Source organism: uncultured Marinococcus sp., from assembly GCF_947493875.1.
Lineage (GTDB): Bacteria > Bacillota > Bacilli > Bacillales > Marinococcaceae > Marinococcus.
In genome coordinates this window covers 25,861-51,297 of record NZ_CANLSU010000009.1, presented here as the reverse complement: position 1 = coordinate 51,297, position 25,437 = coordinate 25,861, and the positions used below count along the sequence as shown (strand labels likewise).

Below are 25,437 nucleotides of genomic sequence, written 5' to 3'. Positions count from 1 at the left end.
AAGGTCCTGATCGCTCTAGTAGGACCTTCACTATCCTTTTACCTAATAATTAAGAAAATTCAACGATTTTATGAACATATTGTATCAAATTGTCCAAAGTTATGATAAATATGACGTTAGTGGTTTGTACCAGAGGAAAAATGTTTATAATACACTTAAGGAGGTGTTTGGAAAGTGTTGGAAAAGATTGTACAGTTATTTTTTGTTCTTGCCGGTATTACGTTAGGATTTCTTTATATTCCTGAACTTATTTCTTTATTTCCTTTTTATACGTTTCCTGACTGGGTCTACAACACCTATATCGGCGCTACTGTTGGAGCGGTAATCGTGGGGTTTGTGTTTTGGGCCGTGAGCCTTTGGATCGCGGGGCCAATCGTCAACGGCATGCGATTCCTGGAAGAGAAGGTCGTGAAAGCTCCTGTCACAGACGTGTTGTTCGGTACGCTCGGACTGATTTTCGGACTGGTGGTCGCCTTTCTTATTTCCCTTCCGCTCAATTCTATCCGTATTCCCGTAATTGATTCCGTGCTTCCCTTATTTTTATCCTTTTTCTGCGGCTATTTTGGCTTCCAGATTGGATTTAAAAAGCGTGATGAGCTGTTGGGTCTTTTTTCAAGCTCAAAAAACGCTGCGGCAAAGGAAGAAGCAGCGCTGGCAGCTGCAGCCGCTTCAGAAGAAAATCAGGCATGGGAGAAGCTGCTCGATACAAGCGTGATTATTGACGGGCGGATTGCAGATATCTGCCAATCAGGATTTATTGAGGGGAAACTGGTGATCCCGGAATTTGTACTTGAAGAGCTTCAGCATATTGCGGATTCTTCAGATGTATTAAAGCGTAACCGGGGTCGTCGCGGACTCGATATCCTAAACCGTATTCAAAAGGAACTTCCTATCGAAGTAGAAATTACGGATACTGATTTTGAAGACATTCATGAAGTGGACAGCAAGCTGGTGAAGCTTGCGAAAGTACGAAATGGTATTGTTGTGACCAATGACTTTAACTTAAATAAGGTGTGCGATCTGCAGGGTGTCAGCGTGTTAAACATTAATGATTTGGCGAATGCGGTCAAACCGGTAGTTCTTCCTGGCGAGGAAATGATGGTCCAGGTGATCAAGGACGGGAAGGAACAAAGCCAGGGGATTGGATACTTAGACGATGGCACAATGATTGTAGTCGAAAGCGGGAAAGGCTATATCGGCCAGGAAATAGAAGTGGTAGTTACGAGCGTTCTGCAGACGAGTGCGGGACGGATGATATTTGCAAAACCAAAGGTATCAAAACGCGAAAAAGCTTTATAATGAGATGCCCTGTGCCTGCGCAGGGCTTTTTTATGCAGATTTCCATCAGATATAAACAGCCGGCAGCTTTTCCTTTAGGGCAAGTTTTGGTAAAATTAATGTTTGATAAGCGGCGCGGTAGAATATATAGGGCGTTTTTCGGGTATCAGCATATTATTAACAGGCGCACTTTGCTGTAAGAGCAGAGAAAACGCGTTACATAACACCGGGACTACAATGTCTTGAAATTGGAGAGGTACTATGAACTATGCGGTAGTCATTCCTGCAGCCGGCCAGGGGAAACGAATGCAGGCAGGCCATAATAAACAATTTCTCGTTTTAGAAGAACGGCCATTAATAATTCATACTGCATCTGTTTTCGAGCAGGACCCGTGGTGTAGAGAAATTATTGTTGTTGCCAACGCTTCAGAAATTTATGACATGGAAGAGCTTTTCGAAGAGTGGGGCATTCGGAAGGTAAAGCAGGTGGTCGTGGGCGGAAACGAACGCCAGAATAGTGTGCATGAAGGGTTGAAACGCCTTCTTCCCGAGCACCGGGTCGTTCTGGTGCACGACGGGGCCCGCCCGTTCGTCGAACAGGAAGATATCCACCGCCTCGTGGAACAGGCCGAGCAAACGGGGGCAGCGGTGCTTGGCACAAAAATGAAAGATACCGTCAAACGTACCGATGGGGCGACGGTGCTTGAAACGATCGACCGTTCCAGCTTGTGGGCAGTACAGACTCCACAGGCGTTTCAGGCAGCAGTGGTGATGGAGGCCTACGATTACGCAGCGGCCCACCAGATTATCGGCACAGACGATACCAGCCTGGTAGAATACATGGGCCGGCCGGTAAAGATTGTGGAAGGAAGCTACGATAACATCAAGCTGACTACTCCTGAAGACATGGTGGTGGCCCGGGCGATTTTGCAGAAGCGAAGAGAGGGAAGAAAGTAATGAGAATTGGACATGGATATGATGTACACCAGCTGCAGGAAGGCCGCCCTTTAATACTGGGAGGCATAAACATTCCTCACGATAAAGGACTCCTTGGACATTCGGATGCGGACGTTTTACTTCATGCAGTAACAGATGCGATACTGGGGGCAGTCGGGCTGGGCGATATCGGCAGGCATTTTCCGGACACGGATCCGGAATTTAAAGATGCTGATTCTGCAGACCTGCTTTCTCATGCCTGCAGTCTTGTACAAGCACAGGGATGGAAGCTTGGAAATGTCGATGCGACTATACTGGCCCAGCAGCCAAAAATGGCACCGCACATTCCGGAAATGAAAAAGCGGATCGGTGAACTGCTTGAAGCAGAAACAGAGGACCAGGTGAACGTAAAAGCGACGACTACAGAAAAGCTTGGGTTTGTCGGCCGAAAAGAAGGTATTGCTGCTCATGCTGTTGTACTTCTGCAGCCGGCTGATTAAATATATGTAAAAATAGAGGATATAAAAAAGAAAGTCTACGGAGGGTGAAGGAAATGAGTGAAAAAGTACGTGTACGGTTTGCGCCGAGTCCGACCGGCCATCTTCATATCGGAGGAGCGCGCTCGGCACTGTTTAATTATTTATTTGCCAGAAGCCAGGGTGGAGATTTTATTCTGCGCATTGAAGATACAGATCAGGAGCGTAACGTGGAAGATGCTACTGCCCGTTTAATGGAAAGCCTGCGCTGGCTTGGCATCGAATGGGATGAAAGCGTGGATGTCGGCGGCCCGCATGCGCCTTATCAGTCGATGGAGAGAATCGATCTGTATAAAGAATACGTCCAACGTCTTCTCGATGAAGGCAAGGCCTATTACGACTACATGACAGAAGAAGAGCTTGCCCAGGAACGAGAAGAGCAGATGGCCCGTGGGGAAGCGCCGAAATACAGCGGGCGTGACAGAGACCTTACGCCGGCGCAGCGGAAAGCATACGAAGACCAGGGGATTAAGCCGGTCGTTCGTTTTCGTGTTCCGGAAGGACAGAGCGTCATCATTGATGACGTGGTAAGAGGAAACGTTATTTTCGAGTCCAACGACATTGGGGACTTTGTCATAGCCCGTAAAGACGGCATACCAACATACAACTTTGCGGTAGTTATTGATGATCATTTGATGGAAATTTCCCACGTGATCCGTGCAGAAGAGCATCTTTCCAATACACCGCGGCAGGCGCTGGTCTATGATGCCTTTGACTGGGAAAAGCCGCGTTTTGCCCACGCATCACTGATTTTAAATCCGAACCGCCAGAAAATGAGCAAGCGTGACGGATCTGTCATCCAATTTGTCGAACAATACCGTGATCTTGGATACCTGCCGGAAGCTATCGTGAACTTCCTGGCGCTGCTCGGGTGGTCTCCAAAAGGAGAAGAAGAGCTGTTTACCATTGAAGAATTAAAAGAACAGTTTTCGCTTGAGAGGGTCTCCAAGGCCCCGGCGGTCTTTGATACGGACAAGCTTGCCTGGATGAACAATCAGTATGTAAAAGAAGCGGACACAGAGCGTCTGACACTGCTTGCACTTCCGCATCTTCAGGAAGCAGGAAAGCTGCCGGCAAAGCTTTCGGAAGAACAGTACGAGTGGCTGAAGCAGCTTGTCGGCATCTATCAGGAGCAAATGCATTATGCAGCAGAAATTGTCGAGCTGACAGATTTGTTCTTCAAAACAGAAATTGACTATACCCAGGAAGCCCGTGAGGTGCTCGAGCAGGAGCATGTAAGCACCGTGCTGGAGCACTTCTCAAAAGAGCTGGACGAGGCTCCGGACTTTGAACCGGAAACGGTGAAAAAAGCGGTAAAGGCTACCCAGAAAGCGACAGGCTATAAGGGCAAGCAGCTGTTTATGCCGGTCCGGGTGGCGACAACTGGTCAGACGCATGGACCGGAGCTGCCGGTAGCTATTTCGCTCCTTGGAAGAAACGTTGTACAGGCAAGGCTGCAGCAGGTTCTCTCTTCATAAATAAATATCTGTAAAACTATGACAGGAAGAAGTAAAAAACAACAGGCTTTATACAGAGATGCTCTCCGGTGGCTGAGAGAGGGCACTGAGCCGGTTTTTGAAATGCGTCCTGGAGTCCTCTGCTGAATATAGTAGGCAGCGGCGGCGTGCTCCGTTATGGCAAAAAGAGAAGTGCCTGTCCCGGCGCTTAAACAGAGTGGAACCGCGCTAAAAAAGCGTCTCTGTGCGAATTCGCACAGAGACGCTTTTTTTATTGATATACTAAGCATACAAATATGAAAGCTTGAGAGAAGGCATAGAAAGTGGGGAAGCACCATGTGGAAAACGCTGAAAAATGATTTGGACGTCGTGTTTGACCAGGACCCGGCAGCACGGAACCGTCTGGAGGTGGTCTTCACGTATGCAGGTGTTCACGCTGTATGGTCACATCGTTTCGCTCATTGGCTGTGGAAGAAAAAAATGTTTTTCCTGTCACGGGTAATTTCACAGCTCAGCCGTTTTATTACCGGAATTGAAATTCATCCAGGAGCCGTAGTTGGCGAACGGCTATTTATCGACCACGGCATGGGAGTCGTTATCGGGGAAACGTGTGAAATCGGTGATAATGTAACGATTTTCCAGGGAGTCACTTTAGGCGGTACGGGTAAAGAAAAAGGCAAGCGGCATCCGACGATTGAAGATCATGTATTAATCGCAAGCGGGGCTAAGGTGCTCGGTTCCATGACGATTGGAAAGCATTCCCGCATCGGTGCAGGTTCGGTCGTATTAAATGAAGTGCCGCCCAACTCGACGGTCGTCGGCATTCCGGGAAAGGTGGTTGTGCAGGATGGCGTCAAGATCAACAGAAACTCGCTCGACCACCAGAACCTACCGGACCCGGTAGCTGACAAGCTTCGTTCACTTGAAGAGGAGATCGAAATGCTGAAAGAGCGGCTCCCGGAGCACGAAAGCGCAGACCATGAACAATCGGTGAAAGGAAGAGAGCAGTAATGGCGATTCATATATACAATTCATTAACCAATCAAAAAGAACTGTTTCAACCGATAGACCCGGACCGGATCACAATGTACGTGTGCGGGCCGACTGTGTACAACTACATTCATATCGGCAACGCCCGTCCTGCTATTGTTTTTGATGCTGTCCGCCGCTATCTGATGTACCGTGGATACAATGTGTACTACGTGTCGAATTTCACCGATGTGGATGACAAAATTATTAAAGCTGCCCAGGAAATGAATGAAGAAGTGCCGGTGCTCGCTAATCGTTTTATCGACACGTACCTTGAAGATATCGAATCGCTCGGAGTTGAAAAAGCGGATCTTCATCCGCGGGCGACCGAAACAGTGACAGAAATGGTCGAGTTTATCGAGCAGCTGATCGCAAAAGGATTTGCCTATGAATCAAACGGCGATGTGTATTACCGCACAAAGAAATTCAAAAACTACGGAAAGCTTTCCTCGCAGTCGGTCGGAGATCTGCAAATGGGTGCGCGAATCGAAGTAGGCGAGCAGAAAGAGGACCCGATGGATTTCACGCTCTGGAAAAAAGCGAAGGAAAACGAAATTGCGTGGAACAGCCCGTGGGGCGAAGGGCGCCCGGGATGGCATATTGAATGCTCGGCGATGGTGAAGAAATATATGGGAGACACTATAGATATTCATGCCGGCGGCCAGGATTTAAAATTCCCCCACCACGAAAACGAAATTGCCCAGACGGAAGCATTGACCGGCAAGCCGATGGCCAACTACTGGATGCACAACGGCTATATTAATATTAATAATGAAAAAATGTCGAAATCTCTCGGAAATTTCGTGCTGGTGCATGACATGATTCAGCAGCACGATCCGGAAGTGATCCGCTTTTTCATGATGCAGGCGCACTACCGCAATCCTATTAACTTTGATAACGATTTGCTTGAATCGGCCAGAGCCGGGCTGGAGCGGCTGCGCTCCACGCTTGAAAACGTCAAGCACCGCCGGGGTGAAAGTGCGGACGGCGGCAGCGGGGAAGGCCGGGAGGCGGCCGAACGGGCCAAGGCGCGCTTTCTGGAGGAAATGGATGATGACTTCAACACGGCAAATGCCATCAGTGTACTGTTTGACCTGGCCCGGGAAGCAAATAAATATATGCAGCAGCCACAGACAAGTATCGCCTCACTGGATGCGATTATTGAAACGATGACAGAAATTGGGGACGTGCTGGGGGTATCTTTGGAAAAAGAGGAGGAAATGCTCGATGAAGACATCGAACAGCTTCTCAAAGAGCGGGTGGAAGCAAGAAAAAATAAAAACTTTGCCCGTGCCGATGAAATCCGGGATCAGCTCGAGAACGACGGAATTTTATTAGAAGATACGCCGCAGGGAACCCGGTGGAAGAGGAAGTAGCATGATAAACTATAGTAAAGTAGATGAAAAGCAGTTAAATGCTCTGGCGCTTGCGTATATGGGAGATGCAGTGCTTGAAACCCACATCCGTCATTATTTAATTTCGGAAGGGAAAGTGCGGCCGCAGGAGCTGCATAAGCAGGCTACCTCCTACGTATCGGCTCAGGCCCAGGCGGAAGTGCTTCGGTCCATGTGGGAGGAAAGGTATTTAACTGAAGAGGAGACAGCCGTGGCCAGACGTGGACGCAACGCGAAATCCGGAAGCATCCCCAAAAACACGGACCTGGCCACCTACCGTATGAGTACAGCGTTTGAAGCAGTGATTGGGTATCTGTATTTTGCCGGCAGACAGGAACGGGTGAACGAAATTATTGCATTTGCGATAGACAAAACACAAGAAAGAGGCCAGTCATTATGAGCCAGGAATGGATCGCGGGGAAAAATCCTGTTATAGAAGCGTTGAAAGCCGACCGGAAAATTGAAAGAATTATGATCGCAGATACTGCCAAAAAAGGAGCAGCACAGGAAATAAGAGCTCTGGCAGGAAAAAAAGGAATAGCAGTGCAGGAGGTTTCAAAGAAAAAACTTGATGAGCTCGATGCAGGCGTACACCAGGGAGTAGCGGCGGCTGTGCCGGCTTATCAGTACGCAGGAATGGAGGATTTATTCCGAAAAGCAGAAAAGCAGCATGAGGACCCTTTTTTCCTCGTCCTGGACGGGGTGGAGGATCCTCATAATCTGGGTTCCATGATACGGACGGCGAATGCCTCTGGCGTACACGGCGTCATTATTCCGAAAAGACGGGCTGCAGGTGTGACCCAAACCGTAGTAAAAACATCGGCCGGAGCCGTCGAATACGTGCCGGTAGTCCGTGTAACAAACATTAATAAAACGCTCGATGAATTAAAGGAAAAAGGCCTTTGGATAGCCGGGACGGGAATAGAGAACGCCTCTGATTACAGGCAGATGCAGGCAGACATGCCGCTTGCTCTGGTAATCGGAAACGAAGGAAAGGGATTGAGCCGGCTTGTAAAGGAAGCCTGTGACTTTCTGGTACAGATTCCGATGCACGGAGCAGTTACTTCATTGAACGCTTCTGTCGCCGGTGGTGTTCTAATGTATGAAGTGATGCGTAAAAGACAGGAGAAGGGCAGGCAGACACCATGAAGGACATTCTTCTCGTAGATGGATATAACGTGATTGGCGACTGGCCGGAGCTGAAGCCGCTCCGGGCCGGTCATCTGGAAGAGGCACGGGACCGGCTTATTGATGCCATGGCGGAGTACCAGGCGTATAAAGGATGGAGAGTTATTGTTGTTTTCGACGCCCATATGGTTCCCGGCATTGGGAAAAACTATCAGCTGAAACGTGTGGAGGTAGTATATACGAGAGAACACGAAACAGCTGATGAGCGCATCGAAAAATTAGTCGGAGAGTTAAAAAACGTGGAAACGAGGGTACACGTCGCCACCTCTGATTATGCTGAACAGTCAATGACGTTTGGGAGCGGGGCATTAAGAAAATCAGCACGGGAGCTCCGGCATGAAACAAAGCTTGTCGAAAAAGGCATCGAAGAACAGCTTGAAAATCAAAAAAAGGCAATTCATAAGACTACTCTTCCTATTACGGAAGAAATGGCAGAAATTTTCGACAAATGGCGCAAAAGGGATTTGTAGGCAGTTGACGCTCTTATGAACACTCCGATATAATGATTGCTATATTTATACTACTACGCGCATGGGCGGAGGGATTGTATTGAGTACAGACCTCAAGAAACCGGAACAACGTCAAACCACCCGAACCGAAGATGAAATACTGATTGAATTTGCACGTGCAGGCGATAACCAGGCGTTAGAACGACTGATTGAGAAATACCGGCATTTAGTGCGGGCGAAATCGCGATCGTATTTTCTCATCGGGGGAGATTATGAAGATATTATACAAGAAGGAATGATCGGGCTGTATAAAGCTGTACGAGATTTCCGGGGGGACAAACTATCCTCTTTCCGTGCCTTTGCTGAGTTGTGTATTACAAGGCAGATCATTACAGCTATAAAGACGGCGACGAGACAGAAGCATTCGCCGCTGAACTCATATATCTCGTTGGATAAGCCAGTGTATGAGGAAGATTCGGAACGCCCGCTGCTTGATATTTTAGTAGAGACCCACGCCAAAAGTCCGGAGGATCTGCTGATTATCAGAGAGAATCAGGAGGACATGGAAACGAAAATTGGCAGTGTGCTGAGTGAACTTGAACAGCAGGTGCTGCAGCTGTACATCGATGGCCGTTCCTATCAGGAGATGTCCGGACTGCTCGGCAGAAGAAATAAATCAATCGACAATGCGCTTCAGAGAATCAAGCGAAAACTCGAAAACTGTGAAGAGTGGAATGCGTTAATCTCTTGAAGGACGGGCTTTGCACACCTTTTAATTTCAGAAAAATCAAAAATAATTATGTGACAAGTTATTGACAGCGTTTTCTCATAGTGGTAAGATTTATTTAAGTTAATACGTTAGGTTGAGTATATGAAAGCCGCACACCAGTCATTCCATTGGGATACGTGTGCGGCTTTTTCTAGGCTCACCCGGTTATTTCCGGTTGTTCATGCTAATTTTTATTCATTATTATGAAAGCGTTTTTCTGGAAAATAACTGGGGTTAAAGGTCTGGGTCTTGCGGCGCCGCAACAAATAATAAGACGAACCGCCTAACGTTATGACGATAAGTAAGCTTTAATAAAAAAAGGAGGAAGAAAAAATGTCTGTTTATTTAGCGGAGCTTATCGGTACGATGATTCTTATTATCTTTGGCGGCGGCGTAGTTGCTAACATCAGTCTGAATAAATCAAAAGCTCAAGGCGGAGGCTGGATTGTGGTGGCGCTTGGGTGGGGGTTTGCAGTGGCAATGGCAGTTTACGCAGTAGGCCAGTTCTCCGGAGCGCACATTAACCCGGCAGTAACTCTCGGTCTTGCTTCTGTTGGGGAATTCGCATGGTCCCAGGTTCCGGGCTACATTATTGCTCAATTGATTGGTGCTGCGTTAGGCGGCGTAGTAGTTTATCTTCACTTTCTCGGGCACTGGAAGGAAACGGATGACCCGAATACAAAGCTTGGTGTGTTTTCAACCGACCCTGCTCTTCCGAACCGGTTTAACAACTTTCTGAGCGAATTTATCGGCACAGCTGTTCTTGTAGGCGGTATTTTAGGAATTGGCGCGAACCAGTTTACTGAAGGATTGAATCCTCTGATTGTCGGTTTTCTGATTGTAGCGATCGGCCTGTCGCTCGGCGGTACGACCGGGTATGCGATCAATCCGGCACGTGACCTTGGTCCGCGTATTGCACACGCATTGCTTCCAATTCCGGGCAAAAGAGATTCCAACTGGTCCTATGCCTGGATTCCAGTAGTAGCACCGGCAGCCGGCGGTGTGTTTGGTGCAATGGTTTACCGTTCGTTCTTCTTAGGAGAAGGCGCAATGGCACTGATGATTTACTCGGTCATCGTAGCAGTTTTCTTAGGAGGCCTGTACTACATGGGCCGGCGCTCTGCCAAAACGATTATGTCCAACCCTGAAGTGAAAAACTAATACAACTTATATACGAAAGAGGAGATGAGGCGGATGGAGAAGAAATACATTTTAGCAATCGACCAGGGAACAACAAGCTCGCGTGCCATTATTTTTAACGAAGAAGGAGAAATTGTAGGCACCGCGCAAAGAGAATTCAAGCAGTACTTCCCGAAATCCGGGTGGGTGGAGCATAACGCCCAGGAAATCTGGACCTCTGTCCTTGCCGTACTCGCAGAAGTGCTTGGTGAAAACGGTATCCAGGCTGAAGAGATTAACGCAATTGGAATCACGAACCAGCGTGAAACAGCGGTGGTATGGGACAAACACACCGGGCGTCCTGTCTATAACGCAATTGTATGGCAGTCCCGGCAGACGATGGACATCTGCAATGAGCTGAACGAGCAGGGCTACGGTGAAATGTTCCGAAATAAAACGGGACTCCTGATTGATGCTTATTTCTCGGGAACGAAAGTGAAATGGATCCTCGATAATGTGGACGGTGCCCGGGAAAAAGCGGATAACGGAGATCTTCTGTTTGGTACCATTGATACGTGGCTCATCTGGAAGCTGTCCGGAGGCAAAGCCCATGTAACAGACTATACCAATGCCGGCCGGACGCTTATGTACAATATTTATGATCTGCAGTGGGACGACGAACTGCTTGAGGTTCTTGGCGTACCGAAGAGCATGCTTCCGGAAGTACGTTCTTCTTCCGAGGTGTATGCCAATACGGTGGATTACCACTTCTTCGGCCAGGAAGTTCCGATTGCCGGCGTAGCAGGAGACCAGCACGCTGCCCTGTTCGGCCAGGCATGCTTTGAAAAAGGGATGGCAAAGAACACGTATGGCACCGGCTGCTTTATGCTGATGCATACCGGAGACAAACCAGTGCCTTCTAATAACGGACTATTGACCACGATTGCCTGGGGAATTGACGGAAAAGTTGAATATGCTCTTGAAGGAAGTATTTTCGTAGCCGGCTCGGCTATTCAGTGGCTGCGCGATGGCCTGCGGATGTTTACGAACGCTCCGGACAGCCAGAAATACGCAGAGCGTGTCGACGATACGAACGGTGTATACTTTGTACCGGCATTTGTAGGGCTCGGAGCTCCTTATTGGGACAGTGAAGCGCGCGGAGCCATCTTTGGACTCAGCCGTGGCACGGAAAAAGAGCATTTCGTAAGAGCTACGCTTGAATCGCTTGCGTATCAGACGAAAGACGTTCTCGGCGCGATGGAAGCGGACTCAGGTATTGAAGTGAAGTCTCTCCGTGTTGACGGTGGAGCCGTTTCAAACGATTTCCTGATGCAGTTCCAAAGTGATATTGTCGGTGTACCTGTAGAGCGCCCGGCTGTTATCGAAACAACTGCGATGGGAGCAGCATATTTAGCAGGAATTGCTACGGGCTTCTGGAGCAGCAAAGAAGAAGTGAAAAAGCAGTGGAAGAAAGAGAAACAGTTTGAACCGCAAATTAATGAGGATACGAGAACAGAACTGTACGATGGCTGGAAGGAAGCGGTGGACGCTACCAGAGCGTTCAAGCCGGGAAAAAAGAAAGCAACAACTCAGTCGTCTAACTAATAATTTATGAAGGGACCGGCGTTCCCTATGGAACGCCGGTTTTTATGTGCCCTTTAATTTCTCCTTGATTATAGTACAGAAGTTGTTTATGATTGATATTGGTAGAAATATATGTGCACCTAAAGCAAACAGACCGCAGAGCCCTTAGGAGCGGCTGTTTTTTTAATGGTTGAAAACAAGCCGGGCAAAGAAGTCTGATGGTACATGGATGCAGAAAAAGATGCAGATACATTGTTCGTACGAGACCTTATATTAATAATTCTATAACCGTAAACACCGGTTGATGGAGGTGGCTGCATGGCTGGGGGTACGAAAAAAGGCCCTATCCGCTTTCTCAAAGAAGTAGGGCAGGAAATGAAGCGTGTTACATGGCCGACACGCAAAGAACTAACGAAATATACAATTGTCACGGTGCTGACTGTCATCTTTTTTGTGATCTATTTTGCCGTTATCGATTTAGGGCTTTCTGAGCTTGTTCGTATATTTTTGGAGTAGTAACGGTTGAACGTTTGGAATAAAGGAGGGAAGGGACTTAGCTCCCACTCTAGATATGGAAAAAAGCTGGTATGTAGTCCATACTTATTCGGGCTATGAAAACAAAGTAAAAACGAACCTGGAAAAACGGGTGGAATCCATGGGGATGACGGATAAAATTTTCCGTGTGCTGGTACCGGTGGAAGAAGAAACAGAAACCAAAAATGGAAAAAGCAAGACGGTTTCCAAAAAGGTTTTTCCAGGGTATGTCATTGTTGAAATGGTAATGACAGACGACTCCTGGTACGTGGTTCGCAATACGCCTGGAGTAACCGGATTTATCGGTTCAACAGGAGCGGGATCGAAGCCGACGCCGCTTTTGCCGGACGAGGTAGATGCTATTCTCGGTCAGATGGGCGAGAAGGAACCAAAGGCAGAGGTGTACTTTGAACTTAAAGAAGCAGTGAAGGTTACCGAAGGGCCGTTTGCTGATTTCACCGGCACGGTCGAAGAAATTAATGCCGAGAAGCAGAAGGTCAAAGTTTATGTAAACATGTTTGGCCGCGAAACGCCGGTTGAACTGGAGTTTACTCAAGTAGAAAAAATCTAGAGCCGGCTTACGGTTTCCGCTCTCTCACGAATTAACCATTGCTTATTTTGGCTGCAGGTGATAAAATCATCCTGTTTGGTATTGAAAGATATCACAGCCTAAAGCACATAGTGTTTTAGAATGAGTGGGAGGATACCTTGTATCCGGCTACCACATCACGGACGAAGGAGGTGTGTCGCGTGGCTAAAAGAGTCGAGAAGGTTGTTAAACTTCAAATTCCGGCTGGTAAAGCGAACCCGGCACCACCGGTAGGCCCAGCGCTTGGTCAAGCCGGTGTGAATATCATGGGATTCTGTAAAGAATTCAACGCTCGTACACAAGAGCAGACAGGAACAATCATTCCTGTAGAAATCAGTGTCTATGAAGACCGTTCGTTCACTTTTATTACGAAAACTCCGCCAGCTCCTGTACTTCTTAAAGAAGCAGCTGGAGTAAAAGGCGGTTCCGGTGAGCCTAACCGTAACAAAGTCGGTTCAGTAACCCGGGATCAGGTTCGTGAAATTGCTGAAACGAAAATGCAGGATTTGAACGCATCTGACGTTGATTCAGCAATGCGTATGGTTGAAGGAACAGCCCGCAGCATGGGCTTAAACGTTGAAGACTAATTGAAAGATTTGCCTTGCTGAAGGTTGTGTGCACGCCTCTGACGCTCTTGTCGAAGGGACGGCCCGCAACCTTTACTAGTGGGAGGTCTTACCGTTAAACCACAACAAGGAGGAAAAACAATGCCTAAAAGAGGTAAAAAATACCGCGAGGCGGCGCAGCTCATCGACCAGGAGCAGCAGTACAATGCTGAAGAGGCGATTGAGCTTGCGAAGAAAACATCGATCGTAAACTTTGATGCAACGGTAGAAGTAGCGTTTCGTCTTGGAATTGACCCGCGTAAAAACGATCAGCAGATCCGTGGCGCGATTGTACTTCCAAACGGAACAGGAAAAAGCCAGCGTGTGCTTGTTTTTGCTAAAGGCGAAAAAGCCCAGGAAGCAGAAGCAGCCGGCGCTGATTATGTAGGAGAAGAAGATCTGGTGAACCGCGTGCAGCAAGGCTGGTTTGACTTTGATGCAGTAGTAGCCACTCCTGACATGATGGCCCAGGTAGGGAAATTGGGCCGTACTCTCGGACCAAAAGGCCTTATGCCTAACCCTAAAACTGGTACGGTTACGATGGACGTTACAAAAGCTGTTGAAGAAATTAAAGCAGGTAAAGTGGAATACCGTGTCGATAAGTCCGGTAACATCCATGCGCCAATCGGCAAAGTATCCTTTGATACTGCAAGCCTGGTGGAAAACTTCAACACGGTTGCCGACGCGCTTCAAAAAGCAAAGCCGGCAGCTGCTAAAGGAACGTACATGAGAGGCGTTGCTGTAACGACTTCCATGGGTCCTGGCGTAAAAGTCAGCACTTCTTCGTTGAAATTCGCATAAAATTAAACCGTAATACTTTTGTTTGCCGGCAGCTCCCGGGCGATCTTGAAAAAGCTCTTGACCCGGGTGCTGCTTCCATTTATACTAAATGACGGATCAGCCAACAATTTTATATTGTTGCCGCAGACAGCAGGAGTGCACAGCACTTAAATAAACATCCTGCCGAGGTACCATTCCTATACATTAAACGCTTTGGAGTGTTTTACGGGAGTAGTGTCTTCGTGTCTGCTAATTGAGACAGGAAGATTTTTTTGTGTCTGCGGTTGCAGGCGGCAAACAATAAAGAATGGCAGGAGGTGGAACGGATGAGCAAAGTAATCGAACAAAAGCAGGCGGTTGTTGATGAAATCGCAGCTAAGCTGAAAGACAGCGTATCAACCGTACTGGTAGACTATCGCGGTCTGGACGTATCGGAAATCACGGAATTGCGTGCGCAGCTTCGTGAAGCAGACGTTGATTTCAAAGTATATAAAAATACAATGGCGCGTCGTGCAGCCGAAGACGTGAATCTGAAAGACGAGTTGAACGACTACCTGGTAGGTCCTACGGCCATTGCAACAAGCAAAGAGGACGCAGTAGCACCTGCGAAAGTATTGTACAATTTCGCTAAAGATCACGAAGCACTGGAAATCAAAACGGGTGTCATTGAAGGCAGCGTTGTTTCCCAGGAGCAGATTCAGGAATTGGCCAGCCTCCCATCCCACGATGGACTTGTGGCTATGCTGCTTAGCGTTATGCAGGCGCCAATCCGTAACTTCGCACTGGCTACAAAAGCAGTGGCAGAGCAAAAAGAAGAAGAAGAGAGCGCCTAACCAACCGGCGTTTCAATCGGCTTAAATATTAATATTAAGAGGAGGATTATCCATGAGTAATCAAGAAATGATTGATGCGATTAAGGAAATGTCCGTTCTGGAACTGAACGAATTAGTAAAAGCAATTGAAGAAGAATTCGGCGTAACAGCAGCTGCCCCAGTAGCAGCTGGCGGTGGCGGCGGTGAAGCCGTTGAGGAAGAGCAAACAGAATTCGACGTAGTACTCGAAAGCGCTGGATCTTCTAAAATCAACGTCATCAAAGTCGTCCGCGAAATCACCGGCCTTGGCTTGAAAGAAGCTAAAGCACTGGTAGACGGAGCTCCTGACACATTGAAAGAAGGCGTATCTAAAGAAGACGCTGAAGAAATGAAAGGTCAACTCGAAGAAGCAGGCGCTTCTATCGAATTGAAGTAAGCTTTCTATAAACTCATCCGCACCTGTGCGGGTGAGTTTTTTGTTGCAATAAACTCCCTGGCCCTGCTATGATAATATTCCAATAATCAGAACGGAGCGATGCTATGAGCGGTGAACAATATTTTCATGCAAACCCAAGTGCGGCAAGTAACGAGAAAGTCATTCATGCAGAGCTTCGGGGGAGAGACTGGTCGTTTATTACAGACAGCGGAGTATTCTCGAAACAAACGGTGGATTTTGGTACGGCAACGCTGCTTGAAACCTTTGAATGGCCGGAGGTGGATGGCGACATTATCGACATTGGCTGTGGTTACGGCGTAGTGGGAGTCACTCTCGCCAAAGAAACCACCCGGAGCGTTCTGCTTTTTGATATCAATCAACGTGCTGTGGAACTGGCGAATAAAAATATCCAGCGCTGCCAGGCTGATAATGCAAAGGCGGCGGAGAGTGATTTATTCAGTGCCTATAAAGGCAGAGCGGCAGCGATTTTGACAAACCCTCCTATCAGGGCAGGAAAAAAAGTGGTGCACCGGTTGTTTGAAGAAGCTTATGAAGCGCTAAGCCCCGGAGGCGAATGCTGGGTTGTCATTCAAAAAAAACAGGGTGCCCCTTCAGCGAAGGAAAAGCTTAACGAGCTGTTTCCGGTTGTGAAGAATGTGAAAAAGAATAAAGGCTATTATATTTTTCGTGCGTGCAAATAAATAAAACAGCACCATCAGAAGTTGACGGTGCTGTTTTGATATGGTATTATAATTTAATGCGTATAAGTGTCCGTACGCGTCAAACTACATGTAATATTCTACTTATAAAATTAGGTGATACCGTAAGAAGTATCATCCATTTCTTTTCTATTTGCCACTTCACGGCTGGGCTGAATTACGGTTGCAGCAAGCTTATCCACTAAAACGAGAACGTTTGTGCTTTTGATTCCTTCTTATTCTAACACACTCGAATGAGAAATGGGAGAATCGATCGTAATAAGTATTAGGAAAAACAATTCCATTTAAGACAATCAATATAAGTCAGGGAGAAGCAATCAGCGTTCTCAAACTGGCTATTCGGTTTGCGAAGCTTTTTTAACGACGACGTGTGCGCGGGCTGTTCTCTGTGTTCTGATCCGCAGACTGTTTTATCAGAGCAGAAAGAGCCGTCCGTCTACATGACGACGCGTCTCTGCATTTATCACTATTTAGCTATATTACCGATAATTGCCTTGGAAAAACGCTTGTTTTTAAAACGGGCGGATATCATGCGAGATTTGAGGGGTGAATCTGTTGTCAAGTCAACTTATTCAATTTGGACGTCACCGCCAGCGGAGAAGCTATGCCCGAATCAATGAAGTCTTGGACCTTCCAAACCTCATTGAGATTCAGACGGCTTCTTATCAATGGTTTCTAGATGAAGGTATTCGCGAAATGTTTCAGGACATTTCGCCGATTGAAGATTTTACCGGAAACTTGGTGCTTGAATTCATCGATTACAATTTAGGAGAGCCTAAATACCCGATTGATGAATCAAAAGAACGCGATGCCACGTATTCTGCACCGCTCCGGGTCAAGGTTCGCCTGATGAACAAGGAGACCGGCGAAGTAAAAGAGCAGGAAGTATTTATGGGTGATTTCCCGCTTATGACCGACACAGGTACTTTTGTGATAAACGGGGCTGAGCGCGTTATCGTATCCCAGCTCGTACGTTCACCAAGCGTATATTTTAACAATAAAGTAGACAAAAACGGAAAGCGCGGCCACACTGCAACCGTCATTCCGAACCGCGGTGCGTGGCTCGAGCTTGAAACAGATGCAAAAGACGTCGTTCACGTTCGTATTGACCGCACCCGGAAAATCCCGGTCACCGTTCTTCTTCGTGCGCTTGGGTTTGGCTCTGACCAGGAGATTATCGATCTTCTGGGTGAAGACCAGTACCTGCGGAATACGCTCGAAAAAGATAACACAGAAGGCAGCGAAAAAGCCCTTCTCGAAATTTATGAACGTCTCCGCCCTGGGGAGCCGCCAACGGTGGACAGCGCGAAGAGCTTATTAAATACGCGCTTTTTTGATCCGAAGCGGTACGATCTCGCAAATGTCGGGCGTTATAAAATGAATAAAAAACTTCATATCCAGAATCGTTTGTTCAATCAGCGTTTAGCAGAAACGCTTGCTGACCCAGAAACGGGAGAGGTCATTGCCGAATCGGGCACGATGCTCGACCGCCGGACATTGGACCGTCTGATGCCGTACCTGGAAAACAACCTTGGATTTAAACGGTACACCGTTTCCGGTGGAGTGGTGGAAGATGCAGATTTGGACGTACAGTCTATTAAGATTTATGCAGATGACGGTCAAGGCGAAGACCGTGAGATTAACGTAATCAGTAACGGAAATATTGATCATGATACGAAGAATATTACTCCTGAAGACATGATTGCTTCAGTTAACTATTTCTTCAATCTGCTTCACGGCGTCGGCCGTACAGATGATATTGACCACCTGGGCAATCGTCGTCTCCGTTCCGTCGGTGAGCTGCTTCAGAATCAATTCCGTATCGGGCTTTCCCGTATGGAGCGTGTTGTACGTGAGCGTATGTCCATTCAGGACCCAAGCTCCATCACGCCGCAGGCGCTTATCAATATTCGTCCGGTGATTGCTTCTATTAAAGAGTTTTTCGGAAGCTCGCAGCTTTCCCAGTTCATGGACCAGACAAATCCTTTGGCTGAATTGACGCACAAACGCCGTCTGTCAGCGCTTGGACCGGGTGGTCTGACCCGTGAACGTGCCGGCTTTGAAGTTCGTGACGTGCACTATTCCCACTACGGGCGTATGTGTCCGATCGAAACGCCGGAAGGTCCGAACATCGGTTTGATTAACTCCTTATCAAGCTACGCCAAGGTAAATAAATTCGGCTTCATCGAAACAGCTTACCGCCGTGTAGATCCGGATACGGGAGTGGTCACCGAGCAGTGTGACTATCTTACTGCCGATGAAGAAGACAACTACGTAGTAGCTCAGGCGAACGCTTCACTTGCTGAAGACGGCACGTTTGCCGACGATGAAGTTATTGCCCGTTTCCGCGGGGACAACACGATCGTTCCAAAAGAAAAAATCGACTATATGGACGTATCGCCAAAGCAGGCGGTTTCTGCTGCGACAGCGTGCATTCCGTTCCTGGAAAACGATGACTCCAACCGGGCATTAATGGGGGCGAACATGCAGCGTCAGGCAGTACCGCTTCTTGAACCGGAAGCTCCTCTTGTAGGCACCGGCATGGAATACGTTTCAGCGAAGGATTCAGGTGCTGCCATCATCGCACGCCACAAAGGCGTAGTTGAGCGGGCATCCGCACGTGAAATCTGGATCCGCCGCATTGAAGATGTAGACGGAAAAGAAGTAGAAACAGATATCGACAAATATCGTATGATGAAATACGTCCGCTCCAACCAGGGCACAAGCTACAACCAGCGTCCGATCGTTAAAGACGGAGACCGTATTGAAAAAGGCGAAGTACTTGCAGACGGTCCGTCGATGGACAACGGGGAAATGGCATTGGGCCGTAACGTATTAACCGCCTTTATGACCTGGGACGGCTATAACTATGAGGACGCCGTTATCCTTAGTGAACGGGTAGTAAAAGACGATGTTTACACTTCCATTCACGTCGATGAATACGAGTCAGAGGCCCGCGATACTAAGCTCGGACCGGAGGAAATCACCCGTGATATTCCAAACGTCGGCGAAGAAGCGCTGAAGGACCTGGATGACCGTGGTATTATCCGTGTCGGTGCGGAAGTGAAGGATGGCGACATTCTTGTTGGGAAAGTAACGCCAAAAGGCATGACAGAGCTTTCCGCAGAGGAACGTCTGCTTCACGCAATCTTTGGGGAAAAAGCCCGCGAAGTACGGGATACTTCGCTTCGTGTTCCGCACGGTGCAGACGGCATTGTACTCGACGTAAAAATCTTTAACCGTGAAGACGGAGATGAACTTCCGCCGGGAGTGAATCAGCTTGTCCGGGTATACCTCGTGCAGAAGCGTAAGATTCACGAAGGGGATAAAATGGCAGGCCGTCACGGAAACAAAGGTGTTATTTCGCGTATTCTTCCAGAAGAAGATATGCCTTACCTGCCAGATGGAACACCGATTGATCTCATGCTGAACCCTCTCGGGGTGCCTTCGCGTATGAACATCGGACAGGTGCTTGAAATGCACCTGGGCATGGCAGCTCGTTCCCTGAACCTTCACATGGCAACACCGGTATTTGACGGTGCCCGTGAAGAGGATGTTTGGGAAACTATTCAGGAAGCCGGCCTCGCCCGGGACGGAAAGACCGTATTGTATGACGGGCGAACCGGGGAAACCTTTGACAACCGTATTTCAGTCGGGGTCATGTATATGATCAAGCTTGCCCACATGGTGGACGACAAGCTTCACGCCCGTTCAACCGGACCTTACTCCCTCGTTACCCAGCAGCCGCTTGGTGGTAAAGCCCAGTTCGGCGGCCAGCGTTTCGGGGAAATGGAAGTATGGGCGCTTGAAGCGTACGGTGCAGCTTATACGCTGCAGGAGATTCTCACGGTGAAATCCGACGACGTTGTCGGCCGTGTGAAGACGTACGAAGCGATTGTTAAAGGGGAAAACGTTCCAGAGCCTGGCGTTCCCGAGTCGTTTAAAGTTCTGATTAAAGAGCTTCAAAGCCTTGGCATGGACGTAAAAATGCTTTCAAGCAATGAAGAGGAAATCGAGATGAAAGAGCTCGATGACGAAGATGAACAACCCGGAGATAACTTGAATCTTAGAATCGAGTCCACGGAAAACGCATAAGGTCTCATCGGTAAAACGGAGAACACGGGGTGTCTAATTAAAAGCTTTTCAGCTTTTTGTAGGCACCTCTTGTCCCTCTTTCAGCCATGCCACCTTTAAAGATTGAAAGGGAGGTCGACCTCTTGATAGACGTCAATAACTTTGAATATATGAAAATTGGACTTGCCTCTCCGGAAAAAATTCGTTCCTGGACACACGGCGAAGTGAAAAAGCCAGAAACGATCAACTACCGGACGTTAAAACCGGAAAAAGACGGGCTGTTCTGTGAGCGTATTTTTGGTCCGACCAAGGACTGGGAATGCCACTGCGGTAAATACAAGCGTATTCGCTATAAAGGCGTAGTCTGTGACAGATGCGGAGTAGAAGTTACCCGTTCGAAGGTGCGCCGGGAACGCATGGGCCACATTGAACTTGCAGCTCCGGTATCTCACATTTGGTACTTTAAAGGTATTCCGAGCCGTATGGGACTTGTTCTTGATATGTCCCCGCGTTCGCTCGAAGAAGTTATTTATTTTGCTTCCTATACAGTAACGGAGCCAGGGGACACACCGCTTGAATACAAGCAGCTGCTTTCCGAAAGAGAATACCGTGCGTATTACGATAAGTACGGCAAAACCTTCTCTGCTCAAATGGGTGCAGAAGCCATCCGTAAGCTTCTCCAGGATATTGATCTTGAAAAAGAAGTACACGGCTTAAAAGGCGAACTCGAAACAGCACAAGGTCAGCGCCGCACCCGTGCGATCAAGCGTCTGGAAGTGCTTGAAGCATTCCGTCACTCCGGCAACCATCCAGCATGGATGATTCTCGATGTGCTCCCGGTTGTTCCTCCGGAAATCCGTCCGATGGTTCAGCTTGACGGCGGCCGGTTTGCAACATCTGACCTGAACGATCTGTACCGCCGTGTTATCAACCGGAACAATCGTTTGAAACGTCTTCTTGATCTGGGAGCACCAAGCATCATTGTGCAGAACGAAAAGCGTATGCTCCAGGAAGCTGTCGACGCCTTGATCGACAACGGGCGCCGCGGCCGTCCGGTTACCGGTCCCGGCAACCGTCCGCTGAAATCTCTTTCTCACATGCTGAAAGGGAAGCAGGGGCGTTTTCGTCAGAACCTTCTCGGTAAACGTGTCGACTATTCCGGTCGTTCCGTTATCGTGGTCGGGCCGAGCCTGAAAATGTATCAGTGCGGACTTCCTAAAGAAATGGCACTTGAACTGTTCAAGCCGTTTGTAATGAAAGAGCTCGTAAACCGGAGCCTGGCACACAACATTAAGAGCGCTAAACGGAAAGTGGAACGCGTGCATCCGGAAGTCTGGGACGTGTTAGAAGACGTCATCCGTGAACACCCGGTTCTTTTGAACCGTGCTCCGACACTTCACCGCCTTGGTATTCAGGCGTTCGAACCAACGCTGGTCGAAGGGCGTGCCATCAAGCTTCACCCGCTCGTATGTACAGCGTATAACGCCGATTTTGACGGGGACCAGATGGCCGTACACGTACCGCTTTCAGCAGAAGCACAGGCAGAAGCCCGCGTGCTTATGCTTGCAGCGCAGAACATCCTGAACCCTAAGGATGGTAAGCCGGTTGTTACACCATCCCAGGACATGGTGCTTGGAAACTATTATCTGACCCTTGAGCGTGAAAACGCGATGGGTGAAGGCTCTACTTTTAACGATATAAAAGAAGTGCTCACTGCTTATCAAAACGGCTATGTGCATCTGCACACCCGTATTGCTATGCCTGTGCGTGCGTTAAATAAAACGAACTTCAGTGAAGAAGAGATGAGCAAGCTCGTCTTAACGACACCAGGAAAGCTCATTTTCAATGAAATACTGCCGACGTCGTTCCCTTACGTGAACGAGCCGACAGCATTAAACCTTGAGCAGGAGCTCCCGGAAAAATATGTAGTACCGAGCACGACAGATGTAAAAGAAGAATTAAAAAACCGCGAACTCATTCAGCCATTTAAAAAAGGCTTTCTGGGTGACATCATTGCAGCGGTGTTTAAAAACTTCCAGATCATTGAAACGTCGAAAATGCTTGACCGTATGAAGGATCTTGGCTTCCATTACTCCACAAAAGCAGGAATTACGGTTGGTATTTCCGATATTGTGGTGCTGCCGGACAAGCAGGACGTACTCTCGGACTCCGAAGAGCAGGTCTCGAAGGTAATGAAGCAGTTCCGGCGCGGTTTAATTACCGAAGAAGAACGCTACGATAAAATCATCAGCATCTGGGGCAGTGCCAAAGACATCATCCAGGACAAACTCATGGGCACGCTTGATATTCGCAACCCTATTTTCATGATGAGTGACTCCGGTGCCCGTGGTAACGCCTCGAACTTCACGCAGCTTGCAGGTATGCGCGGACTGATGGCCAATCCATCCGGACGAATCATCGAGCTTCCTATTAAATCGAGCTTCCGTGAAGGACTTACAGTGCTTGAGTACTTTATTTCCACGCACGGTGCGCGTAAAGGTCTGGCAGACACAGCGCTTAAAACTGCCGACTCGGGTTACCTGACCCGTCGTCTTGTGGATGTGGCCCAGGACGTTATCATCCGTGAAGACGACTGCGGCACTGACCGCGGCCTTTCAGTGGCAACGCTCCGTGAAGGCAACGAAATCATTGAAAAGCTTCAGGATCGCCTGATCGGCCGTGTAGCCTTTGAAACAGTGCGTCATCCTGAAACAAACGAAGTACTGGCTCAAAAAGGCGAGCTTCTGAATGAAGATTCGGCCCGCATTATTGAAGAAGCCGGCGTTGAAAAAGTTGTTATCCGCTCTGTCTTTACGTGTGATACACATCACGGCGTCTGCAAAAAATGCTACGGCCGTAACCTTGCCACTGGAGCCGACGTTGAAGTGGGCGAAGCAGTAGGAATCATCGCTGCACAGTCGATCGGTGAGCCGGGTACCCAGCTTACTATGCGTACGTTCCACACAGGCGGCGTAGCCGGGGATGACATTACCCAGGGTCTTCCCCGTATCCAGGAGCTTGTTGAAGCCCGTAATCCGAAAGGGCAGGCTGTCATTTCTGAACTCTCCGGCGAAATTGTCGATGTGAAGGATCTGACGGATAAAAAAGAAGTTACGGTGCAGGGTGCGCTTGAAAGCCGCTCTTATACAACTCCGTACGGTGCCCGCCTCCGTGTAAGTGTAGGAGACCAGGTGGAAGTCGGCCAGGCTCTTACTGAAGGTTCCATCGATCCGAAAGAACTGCTGAAAGTTACCGGACTTGACCAGGTACAGCAGTATCTTCTGAAGGAAGTTCAGAAGGTATACAGCATGCAGGGCGTTGAAATTGGCGACAAGCACATTGAAGTAATGGTCCGCCAAATGTTCCGTAAAATCCGGATCACTGATTCCGGTAATACAGACGCTCTTCCTGGCAGTCTGGTGGAAGTGCACGCGTTTGAAAAAGCAAATCGTGAAGCACTTCAAAAACACCATCAGCCAGCCGTCGGACAGCCGGTCATTCTTGGTATCACGAAAGCATCGCTTGAAACGGATTCCTTCCTTTCAGCCGCTTCGTTCCAGGAAACGACAAGAATTCTTACGGACGCAGCGATTCGCGGCAAGCGCGACGAGCTGTTAGGCCTGAAAGAGAACGTTATTATCGGGAAGCTGGTTCCGGCCGGTACGGGCATGCAGCGTTACCGCAGCCTTGAACAGGTTCTCCCGGAAGAAGCTGTGGAGGAAATGCAGGAATCGGGCGAAGAAGTGTATTCGTCGGAATGAAATAGTGTTGACATCGCAAAAACGCGGTGATATGCTATCTAAGGTGCGTTAAGCTCCTGTGCTTTGGAGGATGAATGATGTCTTATGAAAAAGTAACACAGGCTGACGAAGTTTTGATTGGAACTAAACAAACGCTTAAAGCGATTGAACATGGCACAGCTTCCGAAATCATTGTGGCAGAAGATGCCGCTGCAGAAATTCAGCAGCGTATTCTTAAAGCAGCAAATGAAAGCAGTGTTTCCATCCAGTTTGTCGATTCAATGAAAAAACTTGGAAAAGCTTGCGGAATTGATGTAGGAGCGGCTACGATCGCTTTAAAAAAGCAATAACGAGTTTTTGCTGGTGGGGTTTCGGATCTCATCGGCAAAAACTTTCATTTTGCTTATCAATGAACCACCTGGAACGGTGGTCTTGAAATAACTTAGTCGGAAAGGAGGAAAACAACTATGCCAACTATTAATCAGCTGGTTCGTAAAGGCCGTCAGATGAAGACTAAAAAGACTGACTCTCCGGCATTGAACCGAGGTTACAATAGCTTGCGTAAAGTCCCAACAGATCAAAATGCTCCTCAAAAACGTGGTGTATGTACTCGTGTAGGAACACTTACTCCGAAGAAACCAAACTCGGCTCTTCGTAAGTATGCCCGTGTGCGCCTTACCAACCAAATCGAGGTTACAGCATACATTCCCGGTATTGGCCACAATCTCCAGGAGCACAGTGTAGTATTGATCCGTGGAGGCCGTGTTAAGGACCTTCCTGGTGTGCGTTATCACGTTGTTCGTGGCGCCCTTGATACTGCCGGTGTACAAAACCGCATGCAAAGCCGTTCTAAATACGGAACTAAACGCGGGAAGAAAAAGAAATAATAACAGCTAATTCATAATATAAAGAAAGGAGGAGGATTTATGTCTCGTAAAGGACCAGCACCACGCCGTGATGTTCTGCCTGATCCTATTTATAACTCCAAGCTTGTTACGCGCATGATCAACCGTGTAATGAATGATGGCAAAAAAGGAAAAGCGCAAAATATCCTATACAGAGCATTTAACCTCGTGCAGGAGCGTTCCGGTCAAGAGCCGATGGAAGTTTTCGATCAGGCTATGAAGAACGTTATGCCTGTACTGGAAGTAAAAGCCCGCCGTGTAGGGGGAGCTAACTATCAAGTACCAATCGAAGTTAAACCAGATCGTCGTACGACCCTGGCGCTTCGTTGGATCGTAAGCTACGCCCGTCTTCGTGGAGAAAAAACCATGGAGGAGCGTCTTGCAAATGAAATTCTTGATGCTTCCAATAACACAGGATCTGCTGTTAAGCGTCGCGAAGATACTCATCGTATGGCTGAAGCAAACAAAGCGTTTGCTCACTACCGCTGGTAAGCACTACCGCGG

The 25,437-nt window shown here is 48.2% G+C and carries 24 protein-coding genes and 2 other annotated features; all 24 genes read left to right on the top strand.

The features are described 5' to 3' along the window. The first annotated feature begins 174 nt into the window (after positions 1 to 174). Positions 175 to 1,299, top strand: coding sequence for a PIN/TRAM domain-containing protein (locus tag Q0757_RS14985; protein WP_298788766.1), 1,125 nt, complete (start codon positions 175 to 177; stop codon positions 1,297 to 1,299). Between the two features lie 240 nt (positions 1,300 to 1,539). Continuing rightward, on the top strand, positions 1,540 to 2,235 hold the full coding sequence (gene ispD, locus Q0757_RS14980) for a 2-C-methyl-D-erythritol 4-phosphate cytidylyltransferase (protein ID WP_298788764.1): 696 nt from the start codon (positions 1,540 to 1,542) through the stop codon (positions 2,233 to 2,235). After that, positions 2,235 to 2,714: a 2-C-methyl-D-erythritol 2,4-cyclodiphosphate synthase gene (gene ispF / locus Q0757_RS14975; protein ID WP_298788762.1), complete on the top strand. Its 480-nt coding sequence runs from the start codon at positions 2,235 to 2,237 to the stop codon at positions 2,712 to 2,714. Before ispD ends, ispF begins: the two co-directional genes overlap by 1 nt. A 53-nt stretch (positions 2,715 to 2,767) precedes the next feature. Next, positions 2,768 to 4,228 (top strand): glutamate--tRNA ligase, encoded by a 1,461-nt coding sequence (gene gltX, locus Q0757_RS14970; RefSeq protein ID WP_298788761.1) that lies wholly within the window; start codon positions 2,768 to 2,770, stop codon positions 4,226 to 4,228. Positions 4,229 to 4,237: 9 nt separating this feature from the next. Beyond that, positions 4,238 to 4,454, top strand: a binding site (T-box leader). Between the two features lie 89 nt (positions 4,455 to 4,543). Continuing rightward, positions 4,544 to 5,218: a serine O-acetyltransferase EpsC gene (epsC, locus tag Q0757_RS14965; protein ID WP_298788759.1), complete on the top strand. Its 675-nt coding sequence runs from the start codon at positions 4,544 to 4,546 to the stop codon at positions 5,216 to 5,218. Continuing rightward, positions 5,218 to 6,612 (top strand): cysteine--tRNA ligase, encoded by a 1,395-nt coding sequence (cysS, locus tag Q0757_RS14960; protein ID WP_298788757.1) that lies wholly within the window; start codon positions 5,218 to 5,220, stop codon positions 6,610 to 6,612. The genes epsC and cysS overlap by 1 nt, the downstream gene beginning before the upstream one ends. A gap of 1 nt (position 6,613) precedes the next feature. After that, positions 6,614 to 7,030 carry a Mini-ribonuclease 3 gene (locus tag Q0757_RS14955; protein ID WP_298788756.1) on the top strand — a complete coding sequence of 139 codons (417 nt, stop codon included), beginning with the start codon at positions 6,614 to 6,616 and terminating at the stop codon, positions 7,028 to 7,030. After that, positions 7,027 to 7,779 (top strand): 23S rRNA (guanosine(2251)-2'-O)-methyltransferase RlmB, encoded by a 753-nt coding sequence (rlmB, locus tag Q0757_RS14950; protein ID WP_298788754.1) that lies wholly within the window; start codon positions 7,027 to 7,029, stop codon positions 7,777 to 7,779. The genes Q0757_RS14955 and rlmB overlap by 4 nt, the downstream gene beginning before the upstream one ends. Next, a complete protein-coding gene (locus tag Q0757_RS14945) occupies positions 7,776 to 8,288 on the top strand; it encodes an NYN domain-containing protein (RefSeq protein WP_298788752.1) in 513 nt (170 codons plus the stop codon). Before rlmB ends, Q0757_RS14945 begins: the two co-directional genes overlap by 4 nt. Before the next feature lie 61 nt (positions 8,289 to 8,349). Beyond that, positions 8,350 to 9,018 carry an RNA polymerase sporulation sigma factor SigH gene (gene sigH, locus Q0757_RS14940; RefSeq protein WP_298788750.1) on the top strand — a complete coding sequence of 223 codons (669 nt, stop codon included), beginning with the start codon at positions 8,350 to 8,352 and terminating at the stop codon, positions 9,016 to 9,018. Between the two features lie 351 nt (positions 9,019 to 9,369). Further along, on the top strand, positions 9,370 to 10,197 hold the full coding sequence (locus tag Q0757_RS14935) for an MIP/aquaporin family protein (RefSeq protein ID WP_298788748.1): 828 nt from the start codon (positions 9,370 to 9,372) through the stop codon (positions 10,195 to 10,197). Between the two features lie 33 nt (positions 10,198 to 10,230). Beyond that, positions 10,231 to 11,760, top strand: a complete 1,530-nt coding sequence (gene glpK / locus Q0757_RS14930; RefSeq protein WP_298788746.1) for a glycerol kinase GlpK — start codon at positions 10,231 to 10,233, stop codon at positions 11,758 to 11,760. A 297-nt stretch (positions 11,761 to 12,057) separates the two neighbouring features. Then, the gene (gene secE, locus Q0757_RS14925; RefSeq protein ID WP_298788744.1) at positions 12,058 to 12,255 is read left to right on the top strand and encodes a preprotein translocase subunit SecE; all 198 of its coding nucleotides are present in this window, start codon (positions 12,058 to 12,060) and stop codon (positions 12,253 to 12,255) included. Between the two features lie 55 nt (positions 12,256 to 12,310). After that, positions 12,311 to 12,844 carry a transcription termination/antitermination protein NusG gene (gene nusG, locus Q0757_RS14920; RefSeq protein ID WP_298788742.1) on the top strand — a complete coding sequence of 178 codons (534 nt, stop codon included), beginning with the start codon at positions 12,311 to 12,313 and terminating at the stop codon, positions 12,842 to 12,844. A 179-nt stretch (positions 12,845 to 13,023) separates the two neighbouring features. Continuing rightward, a complete protein-coding gene (rplK, locus tag Q0757_RS14915; RefSeq protein WP_022794455.1) occupies positions 13,024 to 13,449 on the top strand; it encodes a 50S ribosomal protein L11 in 426 nt (141 codons plus the stop codon). 120 nt (positions 13,450 to 13,569) lie between these two features. Beyond that, on the top strand, positions 13,570 to 14,268 hold the full coding sequence (gene rplA, locus Q0757_RS14910; protein WP_022794456.1) for a 50S ribosomal protein L1: 699 nt from the start codon (positions 13,570 to 13,572) through the stop codon (positions 14,266 to 14,268). 102 nt (positions 14,269 to 14,370) lie between these two features. Beyond that, positions 14,371 to 14,529, top strand: a sequence feature (ribosomal protein L10 leader region). Between the two features lie 44 nt (positions 14,530 to 14,573). After that, complete coding sequence (rplJ, locus tag Q0757_RS14905) at positions 14,574 to 15,080, top strand: 50S ribosomal protein L10 (RefSeq protein ID WP_298788738.1); 507 nt, start codon at positions 14,574 to 14,576, stop codon at positions 15,078 to 15,080. 52 nt (positions 15,081 to 15,132) lie between these two features. Then, on the top strand, positions 15,133 to 15,495 hold the full coding sequence (gene rplL, locus Q0757_RS14900; protein WP_022794458.1) for a 50S ribosomal protein L7/L12: 363 nt from the start codon (positions 15,133 to 15,135) through the stop codon (positions 15,493 to 15,495). A gap of 104 nt (positions 15,496 to 15,599) precedes the next feature. Next, positions 15,600 to 16,196 carry a class I SAM-dependent methyltransferase gene (locus tag Q0757_RS14895; RefSeq protein ID WP_298788735.1) on the top strand — a complete coding sequence of 199 codons (597 nt, stop codon included), beginning with the start codon at positions 15,600 to 15,602 and terminating at the stop codon, positions 16,194 to 16,196. 573 nt (positions 16,197 to 16,769) lie between these two features. After that, entirely contained in the window at positions 16,770 to 20,309 is a 3,540-nt protein-coding gene (gene rpoB, locus Q0757_RS14890) for a DNA-directed RNA polymerase subunit beta (protein WP_298788733.1), read from the top strand. Between the two features lie 122 nt (positions 20,310 to 20,431). Continuing rightward, entirely contained in the window at positions 20,432 to 24,049 is a 3,618-nt protein-coding gene (gene rpoC / locus Q0757_RS14885; RefSeq protein ID WP_298788731.1) for a DNA-directed RNA polymerase subunit beta', read from the top strand. Between the two features lie 77 nt (positions 24,050 to 24,126). Then, positions 24,127 to 24,378, top strand: a complete 252-nt coding sequence (locus tag Q0757_RS14880; protein ID WP_022794462.1) for a 50S ribosomal protein L7ae-like protein — start codon at positions 24,127 to 24,129, stop codon at positions 24,376 to 24,378. 117 nt (positions 24,379 to 24,495) lie between these two features. Further along, positions 24,496 to 24,915, top strand: a complete 420-nt coding sequence (gene rpsL / locus Q0757_RS14875; RefSeq protein ID WP_022794463.1) for a 30S ribosomal protein S12 — start codon at positions 24,496 to 24,498, stop codon at positions 24,913 to 24,915. A 39-nt stretch (positions 24,916 to 24,954) separates the two neighbouring features. Next, positions 24,955 to 25,425 carry a 30S ribosomal protein S7 gene (gene rpsG, locus Q0757_RS14870; protein WP_022794464.1) on the top strand — a complete coding sequence of 157 codons (471 nt, stop codon included), beginning with the start codon at positions 24,955 to 24,957 and terminating at the stop codon, positions 25,423 to 25,425. Positions 25,426 to 25,437: the final 12 nt, after the last annotated feature.